Here is a 13,172-nt window from a genome sequence, read left to right as displayed (position 1 = left end):
CTCACCCTGGGGTGAGCTGGCACTCCACCTCCGGGGGTGAAGAACGCCGGGCGACCCGCGCCTTACAGGCCGAGCAGCACCCGGGCCTCGGCGGTGTTCAGCGGTGGACGCTGCGCGAGCTGGGCGAAGCCGACCGCCCGCGCCACCAGTTGCATGTTCGACTCCACCGGGCGGCCCTTCGCGTACGTGACCGTGTCCTCCATCCCGACCCGCAGGTGACCGCCGGCCGAGAGCGCGGCGAGCAGCACCGGAAGACTGGTACGGCCGATGCCGGTCGCCGAGAACGTGGTGCCCTCCGGCAGGTCCCGGAGCATCTGCTGAGCCGCCACGAGCGTCGCCGTGGTGCCCGGCATGCCGCCCGGCACCCCCATCACGAAGTCGACGTGGACGTGGCCGCCGTGCGGCAGGCCGTACTTCCCCAACAGGCGCTGCAGGGCACCGAGGTGACCGAGGTCGAAGATCTCGTACTCGGGCACGATGCCCCGCTCCTGCATCCGGGTGTGCAGCTCGACGACGAACTCCCACCGGTTGAGGAAGACCTCGTCACCGAAGTTGACCGTACCCATGGTGCAGGAGGCCATGTCCGGTGCGGCCTCCAGCACCGCGAGCCGGTCGGCCTCGGGGTCGGTGACCGCGCCTCCGGTGGACAGCTGCACGATGAGATCGGTGCTCTCCCGCAGCGCCGCCACGGTCGCGCGGAGCCGGCCCAGGTCCAGGGTCGGCCGGGCCTCGTCGTCCCGGATGTGCACGTGGATCACGGCGGCACCCAGCGCCTCGCACTCCTTGGCGGTGAGCAGCAACTCGTCGAGGGTCACCGGCAGCGCCGGCACCTCGGTCTTCGCCGACTCCGCGCCGGTGGGGGCAACCGTGATCAACGTCCCTGTCGTCATGCCGGCGATCCTAGAGCGCCCCCGGCCACCAGCGGAGTCGGCGTCTACGAGGGGTCGATGGCGGCAGCGCTGTCGCCGGCGCGGAGCGCAGCGTCGTCGGGCACCGAGCGCTTGACCACCGCGAGCGCGACCTGGCCCAGCTCGTGATGAAGGACCGCGGTGCCGACGAAGCCGACCGGACGGCCGTCCAGGGTCACCGGGGTGCCGGCCACCGGTAGTTGGTCGGTGGCCACCCCGTCGAGGTGCAGCAGCACCAGCCGGCGCGGTGGGCGGCCCATGTTGTGCACCCGGGCGACCGTCTCCTGCCCTCGGTAGCAGCCCTTGTCCAGGTGCACGGCCGGTGCGATCAGGTCCACCTCGGCGGGAATCGTCCGGTGGTCGGTGTCGACGCCGACCCGGGCCCGCCGGGCGGCCACCCGCACCGCCTCGTACGCCCACAGCCCCACCGGGGGCACCCCGTTGTCGCGCAGCCGCGCGACCACCTGGTCCATCGCGGGCCGGGGAACCAGCAGGTCCACGCCGAGTGGGCCGCGTCGGGCCCAGCCACCCTGCGGCAGCGGCCGCACGTGGTAGCGGGCGGTCGGGCGGGGTGGCAGCTCACCGGACCGGAACTTCGGGCCGGGCAGTCCCACCACGTCCGGCTCGGCGAGCGGCGGCACGTCGAGCAGCGCCACCGCCTCGACGGCCTTCGGCCCGACCAACGACAGCAGTGCGTGCTCGGCAGTGGCGTCCCGGGGGTCGACCTGGCTGAAGAAACGCATCTTCTCCAGGTACGTCAGCAGCCCGCCGGTCGCCCCCGGCTCGGTGTCGAGCCAGGTGGTGTCACCGTCCTCGGCCACCATGGCGTGCTGCTCGACATGACCGTGCGGGGAGAGTACGAGCAGTTCGGTGCCCTGCCACGGCCCCAGCTCGGCGAGGTGCTGGGTGGTGAGGGTGTGCAGCCAGGAGATGCGCTCCGCACCCGGCACCGCGACGACTCCCCGGTGCGATCGGTCCACCAGGCCCACCTCGGTGTCCAGTTGGCGCTGCTCGCGCATCGGGTCGCCGTAGTGCGCCGCCACGCCCCGCACCCCGGCTGCGGCGTGCACCGGCTCCGGCTGGTCCCGGCTGGCCTCGTCGATGCTCTCCACGGCCACCGCGCCCGCGATGTCGATCATGTCTGCTCCCCGTTTCCGCACCGCGCGCAGAGGCCGAAGAAGGAGACGTGCCCGATGTCCACCCGGAAGCCCCGCTCCCCGGCCAGTTGGTCGGAGAGCGGACGCATCAGTTCCGGATCCATCTCGTCGATCGCGCCGCACTCGCGGCAGACCAGGTGCACGTGCTGGTCCTCACCGGCGGCGTGGTAGGTCGGCGACCCGTGCGAGAGGTGGGTGTGGGTGACCAGGCCGAGCCGCTCCAGCAGCTCCAGCGTGCGGTAGATGGTGGTGATGTTGACCCCGGCGGCGACCTCGCGTACGGCGGTGTGCACCTGCTCAGGGGTGGCGTGCCCCAGGTCCAGCACCGCTTGGAGGATCAGCTGTCGCTGCGCCGTCAGCCGCAGCCCACGGGCGCGGAGCAGTTCCGCGAGGGAGGATTCGGACACCCCCCGATCATAGTTCGGGCCGGCGCGCACCTCCCGGCGCGACCGGCGTCGCACTATGCTCGGCCCCCGTGGTGACCTCGCGGATCGGCGTGCTGGGTCGCGGGCGGCTGCCGGTCGGGGAGCCGATACTGCGCGGCGACGATCTCGGCGTGCTGCGCGGTGACGGACTCTTCGAGACCATGCACCTCCGCGACGGGCGGCCCTGGCTGCGCCAGGAGCACCTGACCCGGCTGCGGGCCGGCGCGGCGGCCGTGGAACTGACCCTCCCGGCGGACGACGCCCTGGTCGAGCTGCTCGACCAGGTGGCCGCCGGTTGGCCCGCGGAGGTGGAGGGCGCGCTTCGGCTGGTCTGCACCCGGGGGCCGGAGAGCGGCGGCCCACCGACGGTGTACGCCACCCTCTCGGAGGTGCCCCCCACAGCCCGGCAGGCCCGGCACGACGGCGTGCGGGTGGCCACCCTCTCCCTGGGCGTGCCCGCCGAGGCCCGTCCGGAACTGGACTGGCTGCCGGCGGGCATCAAGTCCACGTCGTACGGGGCGAGCAGCGCCGCCCGGCGCTGGGCCGCCCGGGCCGGCGTGGACGACGTGCTCTGGATCTCCTCCGACGGGTACGCCCTGGAAGGCCCGACCGCCAACCTCGTCTGGCTGGCCGGGGAGACGTTGTGCACGGTGCCCGCCCGACGCACCGGCATCCTGCCCGGCACCACGGTCGCCTGGCTGCTCGCCCGCTGCGCCGACGTCGGCTGCGGGGCCGCCGAACGCATGGTCACCCCGGCGGACCTGCGCGGGTCCGACGGGGTATGGCTCACCTCGTCGGTACGCGGCCTGGTCGCGGTGCACACCCTCGACGCCGAGCCGCTGCCGCTCAGCCCGCTGACCCGCCCGTTGCAGGAACTGCTCGGCTTTCCGCTGCACTGAGGCCGCGTTCTCGGGTGCGCCGAGCCGAGGCCCCGGCAGGCCCGTTCCGCCAGCGGGCGGATCAGCCCGCGACCCGGATGAGGCGGGCGGACAGATGCGGAGACAGCGGCTGACCGACGGCGGCCATGTCCTGCGCGTAGAGCAGGGCGCCCTCGACGATGCCGAAGAGGCGGTGCCCGGCGGTGACCTCCTTGGCGGTGGAGGTGCGCACCACCGCGTCGGTGACGAACTCCACCTGGGTGCCCTTGCGCCGGCCGAGGTGCAGCTCCATCACCCCGGTCGGGGTGGTCAGCAGGGCCTCCAGCTCGTCGGTGGCCCGGTCACCGGCCAGCACCGGACGCCACCAGCCGACCTCCCGGCCAGCCGGCCGCACCGGCCGGCTCTGCTCGTCGAGGATCCACGCCCGCGACTCGTAGTGCAGAAACGGCCGCCCGTCGTGGCTGATCCGGATCTCCTGGGCGAAGTCGAAGTCCTCGATGGTGGGGAAGCCGCCCCGCCCCCGCCCCCGCCACACGCCGATGTACGGCAGCAGGCCGTCGAGCGCGGGGTGCAGCTTCGGGCCGACCCGCAGATCGTGACTCTCCTCGAAGGGATACGCCTCCACCGGTGGCGCGTTCAGCCAGGGCGGCGGCGCCAACGGATTGTCGTCACTCACCGGATCACCACTTGCCTCTCGATATCCGTACCGCCAGGTAGACCAGGCCACCGGCGAGCGCGCCCAGGCCGGCGACCAGCAGGCTGACGAACCCGATCTCGGTGACCATCCGGGTCATCCTATGCTGGCGGTCATGGCCCGCACTCTCGTCGTCAAGGCCACCGCCGGCGCCGACGCACCGGAACGGTGCGCCCAGGCGTTCACCGTGGCGGCCACCGCAGCCGCCGCCGGGGTGCCCGTCTCCCTCTGGCTGACCGGGGAGTCGACCTGGTTCGCGCTGCCCGGCCGGGCGCAGAGCTTCGAACTGCCGCACTCGGCCCCGCTGGCCGAGCTGTTGCACGTGATCCTCGCCACCGGCACGGTGACGGCCTGTACCCAGTGCGCCGCACGCCGGGACATCGACTCCGGCGACGTGATCCCCGGGGTACGGATCGCCGGGGCGGCGGTCTTCGTCGAGGAGACGATGGCCGAGGGCGCGCAGGCGCTCGTTTACTGACCGGCCGGTCAGCGCCCGGGCAGGCTCGCGGGATGCTGCCTGGGAAGGCGACGGAACCCGCCCGACAAGGCGGGCGAATGCCTACGATTCGGGTGTGACCGAGGCCACCCAGCAGTTCTTCGCGACCCTGCCGGCCCGCGCCCCGGAAGTCCTCCGCACTCCGGTCGTGGGAACGCTGCGGATCGACCTGTCCGAGGGACACCGCACCGAACACTGGCTGGTCCGGATGCGGCCCGGCGCGGCAGAGGTCGACCAGGGGGCGGAGCCGGGCGACGCGACCTGGTACTGCGGGGTCGATCTCTTCGACCGGCTGGTCACCGGACGCGCACAGGCGATCTCCGCGGTGCTTCGTAATGAAAGCACCTTTCGCGGCGACGTGGTGCTGTTCCTCGCCTTCCGCCTGTTCTTCCCGTCCGCACCCGGTACCCGCGACCCGCGCGAGGTCGCCCGCGAACACGCCAGGTGGACCCGGTGAAGGAGCTGGTCAGCATCCTCGACGGCAACACGTTCATGGTCAGCGACCGCCGTGGAGACGTCGAGCCCTCGCTGGACTTTCCCACCGGATTGTTCGCCTTCGACACCCGGTTCCTGTCCACCTGGCTGCTGCTGATCGACGGCGAGCGGCTGCACGCACTCTCCATCGACGACGCCGTGTCCCACCGGACCCGCTACTTCCTGGTACCCGGCGAGCCCACCCACTTCATGGACGCGAAGGTCTCGGTGATCAGGAGTCGGGCGATCAGCGGCGACCTTTCCGAGGAACTGACCGTGCTCAACCACTCCGGGCAGGAGATGAGCTTCACCGTCCGGATGGAGATGGCGTCCGACTTCGCGGACATCTTCGAGATCAAGGACACCCAACGCAAGAAGGGACACAACACCGCCGCACCCGGCGAGAACTCACTGCGGCTGACCTACCAGCGGGACGCGTTCCACCGCGAGACGACGATCACGAGCAGCACCGCCGCCCAGGTCGATCGCCGGGGAATGACCTTCCCGATCCGAATCGGTCCGCACGGCGAGTGGACCACCCGGTTGACGGTCAACGTCGTCATCTACGGCGCCCGCGGTCAGGACATCCGCTCCCTGCTGCCCTTCGCGGGCAGCCGGACGACGCCGGCGATCGAGGTGGAGCACGCAGAGTTCGTCGCTCGGGCACCCAAGCTGGGCTGCGACTGCGCAGGGCTGGCCGGGGCGTACCGGCGCAGCCTGACCGACCTGGCCGCGCTGCGGTACGAGTCGATCGCGCTCGGCGTCCGGCTGATGGCCGCCGGCCTGCCGTGGTTCATGACGCTGTTCGGCCGGGACAGCATCTTCACCTCGCTTCAGGTGCTGCCGTTCGTGCCGGAGCTGATCCCACCGACGTTGACCATGCTGGCCGGGCTGCAGGGCCACCGGGTGGACGACTTCCGCGACGAGGAGCCGGGCAAGATCCTGCACGAGCTGCGCTACGGCGAGTCGGCCGGCTTCGAGGAGCAGCCGCACTCGCCCTACTACGGCGCGGCCGACTCGACCGCCCTGTTCGTGATCCTGCTCGACGAGTACGAGCGGTGGACCGGCGACGTCGAGTTGGTCAAACGGTTGGAGTTCTCGGTTCGAGCCGCGCTGACCTGGATCGACACCTACGGCGACCTGCTCGGCACCGGATACGTCTGGTACCAGACCCGCAGCCCTCAGGTCGGCCTCGAGAACCAGTGCTGGAAGGACTCCTGGGACGCGATCTGCTACTCCGACGGTCGGCTACCGAGCTTTCCGCGGGCGACCTGTGAGTTGCAGGGCTACGCCTACGACGCGAAGCTGCGCGGTGCCCGGCTGGCCCGCCTGTGCTGGAACGACCCGGTCTACGCCGACCGGCTGGAACGCGAGGCCGCCGAGTTGAAGGAACGCTTCAACCGGGACTTCTGGCTGCCCGACAAGGAGTACTACGCGCTGGCCCTGGACTCCGACGGCAGCCCGGTCGACGCGCTCACGTCCAACATCGGGCACCTGCTGTGGAGCGGCATCGTCGACGAGTCCCGGGCTCAGCGGGTCGCCGAGCACCTGCTCGGTCCCCGGCTCTTCTCCGGCTGGGGCGTCCGTACCCTCGCCGACGACCAGGGCCGATACAACCCGATCGGCTACCACGTCGGCACCGTCTGGCCGTTCGACAACTCGATCATCGCCTGGGGACTGTGGAAGTACGGTCTCCGGGAGGAGGCGGGACGGATCTGCGAGTCGATGTTCGCGGCGTCCCGCTACTTCTTCGGCCGGCTGCCGGAGGCCTTCGCCGGCTACGAACGTGACCTGACCGACTACCCGGTGGAGTACCCCACCGCGTGCAGCCCGCAGGCCTGGTCGGCGGGCACCCCGCTGATGCTGCTACGGGTGATGCTCGGCCTCGAACCCCAGGGCGAGCACCTCATCATCGACCCGTACGTGCCGGCCGGCATGGGCCGGGTGGAACTGCTGGACATCCCCGGCCGATGGGGCCGGGTCGACGCGCTGGGCCGCAGTCGCGACCAGGGGCCGGCCCGACCTTACTGACCGGCAGCGACGGGTCGCCGCTCAGCCGGCGCAACCCGTCGTCGCGGAGACCACGACCCGGTCCGGCTGGAGATCGGCGAGCACCGCGACACCGTCGCGCCGGTAGGCGTACACCTCGGGGGTTTCCACCACCGGCGTGCCGCCGGCCAGCGGCGCGAGCGCGGCCTGGGGCGCCGCGGCCACCGGCTCGACGACGGTCCGGACGGTACGGGCCGTCGCGCCACCGGGGCACGGGGCGCTCGTCACCGAGTCGGGGGCACCGGCCCGGCCGTTCAGCGCCCGCACCGCCTCGGCCAGTGCGTCGGCCTCCGGGCCGGCCGGGGCGGACCCCGCGCTGTCGTAGTCGTCACCCACCGGCCGGCACCCGGTGTCGACGGTGAACCTGATCCGGCCGTCGGTCGCCGGCCGCCCGGTCACAGTGACGAACTCGCCCGCGTCGCCGCGTAGGCGCGGACCCTCCGGGGTGAGCCGGACACCGGCCCGCCACCGCCCGGGCAGCCGCTCGGCGATCTGCTCCAGCAGGGCCCGCTCCTCGCCCACCGGCGCGGCCAGGTCGACCGCGCGGATCAGCGTCGCACCGTCCGCGAACGGGCTGATCCGGCAGCCCCGGTCGACCTCGGGTGGGCTCAGCGCCGGCACACCGCCGCCGGCCGCCGCGACAAGTTCACCTATCGCGCCGTCGACCACCGGCCCGGCCTGCGACAGGGTGCGCTGCTCACGGACGGTCGGCGGATCCTCGGCCGAGGACATCCAGGTGAGGCCGGCCAGCAGCACCGCCCAGAGCGCCGTCGCCGCGATCAGCCAGCGCGGCAACCGGGAGCCGGCGGCAGGTGGTCGGGGACCGGTCGGCGAAGGGTACTCGGCATGGACGGCGCTGCTCACCCGGTCATCGTGTCACGCCTGGTACGCCCGTCCGTTGGGACGCCCGTCGCCGGCCTCCGGCGGCATGCTCAACCGGTAGCCGACGCCGCGTACGGTCTGCACCTGCGGCCCGTCGGACAGCGCCCGCAGCTTGCGGCGCAGCCGCTTCACCGCTGAGTGCAGAATCGCGGTGTCGCCGAGGTAGGCGCCGCCCCAGACGGAGGCGAACAGCCGTTCGTAGCTCCACAACGTGATCGGCGGGCTCACCAGCCGGGCCAACAGTTCCCGCTCGGTGCGGGTCAGCCCCAGCGGCGCACCGCGCCAGGTGACCAGGTGCCCGGCCCGGTCGACCACCAGGTCTCCCCAGGTCGCCGGCCGTTCCGGGGGGCGCTCGGCAGGCTCGTCGCCCGACCCGCCGGACTCCGTCGGTGGCGTGGGGAACACCGCCCGCAGTTGGGCGAGGTCCGCACAGATCACCACCGGCCCGACACCCTCCAGCCGCTGCACCACCCGCTGCCGCACGGTGGCATCGGAGCTGACGCAGACCAGGATCGGAAATTCTGTACCGGACACGAAGCCTCCCCCAGGGCACCCCGAGACCTGCGAATCCCACCGATCGCCAGTGACGGTCACCGATGGCACCTGGTTTCAGCCTAACGGTCAGGATCGCGCCTCGTCACTGACCGAGTACTGACCGACGCCTTTCATTGATCACCGACGGTCGGGGCAAGAGCATGACTTTCAGCGGGCGGAGGCACCACCACCGGCCACCCACATCGCCCCGGCCGCTCCGCGCCGCCGCGTCGCGGCGCGCGGGTGTGCGGGCCCGAACGGATCGGGACCGACGACGTGGGGAGGAACCTTGTTCACACGACCATCCACCCGGTCGCCACGCTGGCGGGCGGTGGCGGTGCTGACCGCCGCCGTGCTGGGCGTCACCGGTCAACCGGCGCTCGCCGCGCCGGCCCAACCGACGGCGCCGCACCGGGCCGCCGTCGACCCGGCGCTGCTCGACCAGCTCGGCACCACGTCGACCGCACCGTTCCTGGTCTATCTGGCCGACACCGCGCCGTTGGCGCAGGCCGCCCGGTTGCCTGACCCCGACGCCCGGGCCGGCGAGGTGCACCGCTTGCTCACCACCACGGCCAGCCGTACCCAACGCGACCTGCGGACGCTGCTCGACGAGCGCAAGGTGCCGCACACCGCGTACTGGATCGCCAACGCGGTGCGGGTCGAGGGCGACAAGGAACTGCTCGACGAGATCGCCCGCCGGCCCGAGGTAGCCCGGATCGAGCCGAGTCGCAGCTACCCCCTGATCCGGCCCACCGAGACCGAGGCCACTCGGGCGCGCACCGCCGCGGTCGAATGGGGCCTCACCAACATCGGCGCACCTCGGGTGTGGGACGAGTTCGGTACCCGCGGCGAGGGCATCGTGGTGGCCAACATCGACAGTGGCGTGCGCTACGACCACGCCGCGCTCGTCGCCTCCTACCGGGGCAACCTCGGCGGCGGCAGCTTCGAGCACGCGTACAACTGGTTCGACCCGGCCGGCGTGTGCACCGGCACCGCGCCCTGCGACAACAACGATCACGGCACGCACACCATGGGCACCATGGTCGGCGACGACGGTGCGGGCAACCAGATCGGCGTCGCACCCGGTGCGAAGTGGATCGCCGCCAAGGGCTGCGAGTCGAACAACTGCTCCGACGCCTCGCTGCTGGCCGCCGGTCAGTGGGTGCTCGCCCCCACCGACGCCAACGGCCAGAACCCCCGGCCCGATCTGCGGCCCGACATCGTCAACAACTCCTGGGGCGGCGACGGTGGCGACCCCTGGTACCAGCAGACCGTGGCCGCCTGGCGGGCCGCCGGGATGTTCCCCGTCTTCTCCTCCGGCAACGACGGACCGGCCTGCGGCAGCGCCGGCTCACCCGGCGACTACACCGACGCGTACGCCGTCGGCGCGTACGACGTGAACAACGTCATCGCCGGGTTCTCCGGGCGCGGCTCCGGCACCGACCCGCTGAAGCCGAACATCGCCGCGCCCGGCAGCAACGTCCGATCCAGCGTCCGCAACGGCGGATACGCCTCGTTCAACGGCACGTCGATGGCCGCGCCGCACGTCTCCGGGACGGTGGCACTGCTCTGGGCGGCGGCACCGGGCCTGCGCGGGGACCTCGCCGCGACCGAGGAGTTGCTGGACCGTACGGCCCGCGACGTCGATGCCACCACCTGCGGCGGCACTCCGGCGGACAACAACGTCTTCGGTGAGGGGCGGCTCGACGCGTACGCGGCGGTGCGGGACGCACCACGCGGACCGGTGGGCCGGGTCACCGGCGTGGTCACCGACTCCGGCGACGACGACCCGCTGTCCGGCGCGACGGTGACCGACGGCACCCGCAGCACCACCACCGACGCCGACGGGCGCTACGCGCTCACCCTGCCCGCCGGCGAGACCACGCTCACCGCAAGCGCCTACGGCTACGCCGACCAGTCGGCGACCGTGACGGTGCCCGACGGTGGCACCGTCGACCAGGACTTCGCCCTGCTGGCCACGCCGGCTGTGACGGTGAGCGGAAAGGTCACCGACGGTTCCGGTCACGGCTGGCCGTTGTACGCCAAGATCGAGGTGGCGGGTCGGCCCGGCGATCCGGTCTTCACCGACCCGGTCACCGGCCGCTACTCCGTCACCCTGCCCGGCAACACCGCGTACCGGTTCACCGTGACCGCCCAGTACCCGGGCTACCGCACCGTCACCCGCGAGGTGGCCGTGGGCGACGACGCCACCAAGGTCAACGTGGCGGTGCCCGTGGACGCCGCCTGCACCGCCGCCGGCTACACGGCACAGTTCGGCACGCCGCTGCTCACCGAGAGCTTCGACACGACGAGCGCCCCGCCCGGCTGGCGGGTGGAGAACCGCACCGCCTCCGGTGGCTGGGTCTTCGACGATCCCCGTTCCCGGGGCAACCTCACCGGTGGCACCGGCGGCTTCGCCATCATCGACAGTGATGCCCTCGGTTCCGGCAACACGCAGGACACCGACCTGATCGCCCCACCGATCGACCTGTCCACGACCGCCGCACCGGTGCTGCGGTTCCGCAGCGACTGGCGCGCCGTCGGCATCAGCGACACCGCCGACATCGACGTCTCCACCGACGGCGGCGAGACCTGGACCAACGTCTGGCACCAGACCGCCAGCCGCCGTGGTCCCCGGGTCGAGGAGGTACCACTCGACCCGGCCGCGAACGCCGCTTCCGCACTTGTCCGCTTCCGCTTCAAGGGCACCTTCGCCTGGTGGTGGCAGGTCGACGACGTGGCGGTGGTCAACCGTGAGTGTTCGCCCGTGCCCGGTGGGCTGGTGGTCGGCACCACCACCGACCGCAACACCGGTGACCCGCTCAACGGCGTGACGGTGACCAGCGACCACCGTCCCGAGGAGCGGGCGGTCTCGGCGGCCACGCCCGAGGATCCGGCCGAGCCGGACGGCTTCTACTGGCTGTTCTCCGGGCTCACCGGCACCCATCCGTTCACCGCCGAGCGCACCCCGTACGCACCGGTCACCAAGGAGGTGACGGTCACCGCCGACCGGGTGAAGCGGGCCAACTTCGCCCTCGCCGCCGGCCGGCTGACGGTCAGCCCGACGTCGATCGAGTCACATCAGCCGTACGGCAGCACCCGCACCACCCGGGTGACGGTCAGCAACACCGGCACCGCGCCGGCCACCGTGGACCTGCTGGAGCGCGCCGGCCAGTTCGACCTGCTCCGGCGCGACGGCGCGCCACTGCGGGAGCAGAAGGTGAAGGGGATCAGCAAGGCTCGCACCGGCACCGCGTACGGCGGGGCGGCACCGCAGGCCGCTGTCGCCGAGGACGAGGCGTGGAGCGAGATCGCCAAGCTGCCGGCGGCGATCTTCGACAACGCCGCCGCCTGGCTGGAGGGGAAGATCTACTCGGTCGGCGGTGGCGGTGGCACCGGCACCGAGCGCAAGGCCTGGGTGTACGACCCGGGGTCCGGTGCCTGGACCGCGCTGCCCGACCTGCCGACGGTGCGCTCCAAGCCCGCCGCGGTGGCGGTCGACGGCAAGCTCTACGTGATCGGCGGTTGGGGCGCGGACGACGCCACCGTGGCCACGGTCGACGTCTTCGACCCGGCCGCCGGAACGTGGAGCACCCTGCCGGGAGTGACCAACCCGGCGCCGGTCGCGGCGGCCGGCTCGGCCGTGGTCGGCGGGAAGGTGTACCTGGTGGGCGGCTGCGCCGACGCCACCTGCACCGACAGCGACGGACTCGTGGTGTTCGACCCGGCGGCGGGCTCGTTCAGCACCGGTGCCGCCTACCCGCACCCGGTGTCGTGGCTGGCCTGCGGCGGCATCGGCGCCTCGGTCTACTGCGCCGGTGGTACGGGCAGCACCGAGTACACCGACGCCTACCGGTACGACCCCGCTGCCGACAGTTGGAGTCCGCTGCCGGACCTGCCGCTGGACCTGTGGGGTTCCCAGTACGCGGCCGCCGGCGGGCTGCTGGTGCTGGCCGGCGGGGTGACCGACGGCTCGACGGCGGTCACCAACCGCACCGTCGGCTTCGACCCGGTCGCCGGAGCCTGGCGGGACCTGCCCAACGTCCGGTTCAGCCGGTACCGAGGGGCCGCCGCCTGCGGCGCGTACAAGATCGGTGGTTCACCCACGTCCTTCGTGGGCAGCGCGGACAGTGAGCGGCTCGGTGGCCTGGAACTCTGCGCAGCCGAGGCGGACCTGCCCTGGCTGGAAACGTCCCCGACCACGTTCACCCTCGCACCGGGCGAGTCGAGGACGGTGACGGTCACCCTGACCGCCACCGAGGCGGCGGGCGTCGCTCAACCCGGCCGGTACGCGGGCGAGGTCGCCATCGCCTCGGACAGCCCGTACCCGGTGACCCCGGTCGCGGTGGAGATGAACGTGTCGCCGCCGGCCAGCTGGGGCAAGATCCGGGGCACCGTCACCGGCACCACCTGCGGCGGAGTCACGGTCGGTATCCCGGCGACGGTACGGGTGAACCTGATCTCGGCCGGTACCGGAACGACCCTCACGGCCGGCGCCGACGGCCGCTACGCCTGGTGGCTGCCGAAGGGCCGCTACGAGGTGATCGTGGCCAAGGACGGCTGGGTGCCGCAGGTGCAGCGCCATCGCGTCGAGGCGGGCATCGTCGGCACGCTCGACTTCGCCCTGGAACCCGCCTCCACCTGCACCAGAGCCACCGGCATCTGACCCGACCAA

12 protein-coding genes are annotated in these 13,172 nt (G+C 72.4%); 5 read left to right on the top strand and 7 right to left on the bottom strand.

Going from position 1 to position 13,172, the window contains the following annotated elements; all coding sequences use genetic code 11:
* Window positions 1-62: 62 nt before the first annotated feature.
* Genes O3597_RS28155 through O3597_RS28145 form a run of 3 tightly spaced genes read right to left on the bottom strand, consistent with a single transcriptional unit; the run spans window position 63 to window position 2,472 of the window.
* The gene (locus O3597_RS28155) at window positions 63-890 is read right to left on the bottom strand and encodes a 3-keto-5-aminohexanoate cleavage protein (RefSeq protein WP_164448515.1); all 828 of its coding nucleotides are present in this window, start codon (window positions 888-890) and stop codon (window positions 63-65) included.
* A 44-nt stretch (window positions 891-934) separates the two neighbouring features.
* A complete protein-coding gene (locus O3597_RS28150; protein WP_281602908.1) occupies window positions 935-2,047 on the bottom strand; it encodes a folate-binding protein in 1,113 nt (370 codons plus the stop codon).
* Window positions 2,044-2,472 carry a Fur family transcriptional regulator gene (locus O3597_RS28145; protein WP_164448517.1) on the bottom strand — a complete coding sequence of 143 codons (429 nt, stop codon included), beginning with the start codon at window positions 2,470-2,472 and terminating at the stop codon, window positions 2,044-2,046. Before O3597_RS28145 ends, O3597_RS28150 begins: the two co-directional genes overlap by 4 nt.
* A gap of 68 nt (window positions 2,473-2,540) precedes the next feature.
* On the opposite strand from O3597_RS28145, the gene O3597_RS28140 reads away from it, so the two are divergent.
* The gene (locus O3597_RS28140; protein ID WP_281602907.1) at window positions 2,541-3,389 is read left to right on the top strand and encodes an aminotransferase class IV; all 849 of its coding nucleotides are present in this window, start codon (window positions 2,541-2,543) and stop codon (window positions 3,387-3,389) included.
* A gap of 61 nt (window positions 3,390-3,450) precedes the next feature.
* Here O3597_RS28140 and O3597_RS28135 read toward each other — a convergent pair whose 3' ends face one another.
* Complete coding sequence (locus O3597_RS28135) at window positions 3,451-4,044, bottom strand: FABP family protein (RefSeq protein ID WP_164448519.1); 594 nt, start codon at window positions 4,042-4,044, stop codon at window positions 3,451-3,453.
* Window positions 4,045-4,048: 4 nt separating this feature from the next.
* Window positions 4,049-4,153 (bottom strand): small membrane protein MtfM, encoded by a 105-nt coding sequence (mtfM, locus tag O3597_RS28130; protein ID WP_046570768.1) that lies wholly within the window; start codon window positions 4,151-4,153, stop codon window positions 4,049-4,051.
* A gap of 12 nt (window positions 4,154-4,165) precedes the next feature.
* Between mtfM and O3597_RS28125 the strand changes: the two genes are divergently transcribed.
* From O3597_RS28125 to O3597_RS28115, 3 genes are all read left to right on the top strand, one after another.
* Window positions 4,166-4,540 carry a DsrE family protein gene (locus tag O3597_RS28125; protein WP_281602906.1) on the top strand — a complete coding sequence of 125 codons (375 nt, stop codon included), beginning with the start codon at window positions 4,166-4,168 and terminating at the stop codon, window positions 4,538-4,540.
* A gap of 94 nt (window positions 4,541-4,634) precedes the next feature.
* The gene (locus O3597_RS28120) at window positions 4,635-5,015 is read left to right on the top strand and encodes an SCP2 sterol-binding domain-containing protein (RefSeq protein ID WP_164448521.1); all 381 of its coding nucleotides are present in this window, start codon (window positions 4,635-4,637) and stop codon (window positions 5,013-5,015) included.
* Window positions 5,012-7,063 (top strand): glycogen debranching N-terminal domain-containing protein, encoded by a 2,052-nt coding sequence (locus tag O3597_RS28115; protein WP_281602905.1) that lies wholly within the window; start codon window positions 5,012-5,014, stop codon window positions 7,061-7,063. The genes O3597_RS28120 and O3597_RS28115 overlap by 4 nt, the downstream gene beginning before the upstream one ends.
* Before the next feature lie 21 nt (window positions 7,064-7,084).
* Here the strand turns inward: O3597_RS28115 and O3597_RS28110 are convergent, their stop codons facing one another.
* On the bottom strand, window positions 7,085-7,813 hold the full coding sequence (locus O3597_RS28110; protein WP_348650368.1) for a hypothetical protein: 729 nt from the start codon (window positions 7,811-7,813) through the stop codon (window positions 7,085-7,087).
* Between the two features lie 144 nt (window positions 7,814-7,957).
* The gene (locus O3597_RS28105) at window positions 7,958-8,497 is read right to left on the bottom strand and encodes a winged helix-turn-helix domain-containing protein (protein WP_281602903.1); all 540 of its coding nucleotides are present in this window, start codon (window positions 8,495-8,497) and stop codon (window positions 7,958-7,960) included.
* A 289-nt stretch (window positions 8,498-8,786) separates the two neighbouring features.
* Here O3597_RS28105 and O3597_RS28100 point away from each other — a divergent pair, with 289 nt between their 5' ends.
* Complete coding sequence (locus O3597_RS28100) at window positions 8,787-13,163, top strand: S8 family serine peptidase (protein ID WP_281602902.1); 4,377 nt, start codon at window positions 8,787-8,789, stop codon at window positions 13,161-13,163.
* Window positions 13,164-13,172: the final 9 nt, after the last annotated feature.

This window comes from Verrucosispora sp. WMMA2044, assembly GCF_027497155.1.
Lineage (GTDB): Bacteria > Actinomycetota > Actinomycetes > Mycobacteriales > Micromonosporaceae > Micromonospora > Micromonospora palythoicola.
This window is presented reverse-complemented; position numbering and strand designations above follow the sequence as displayed.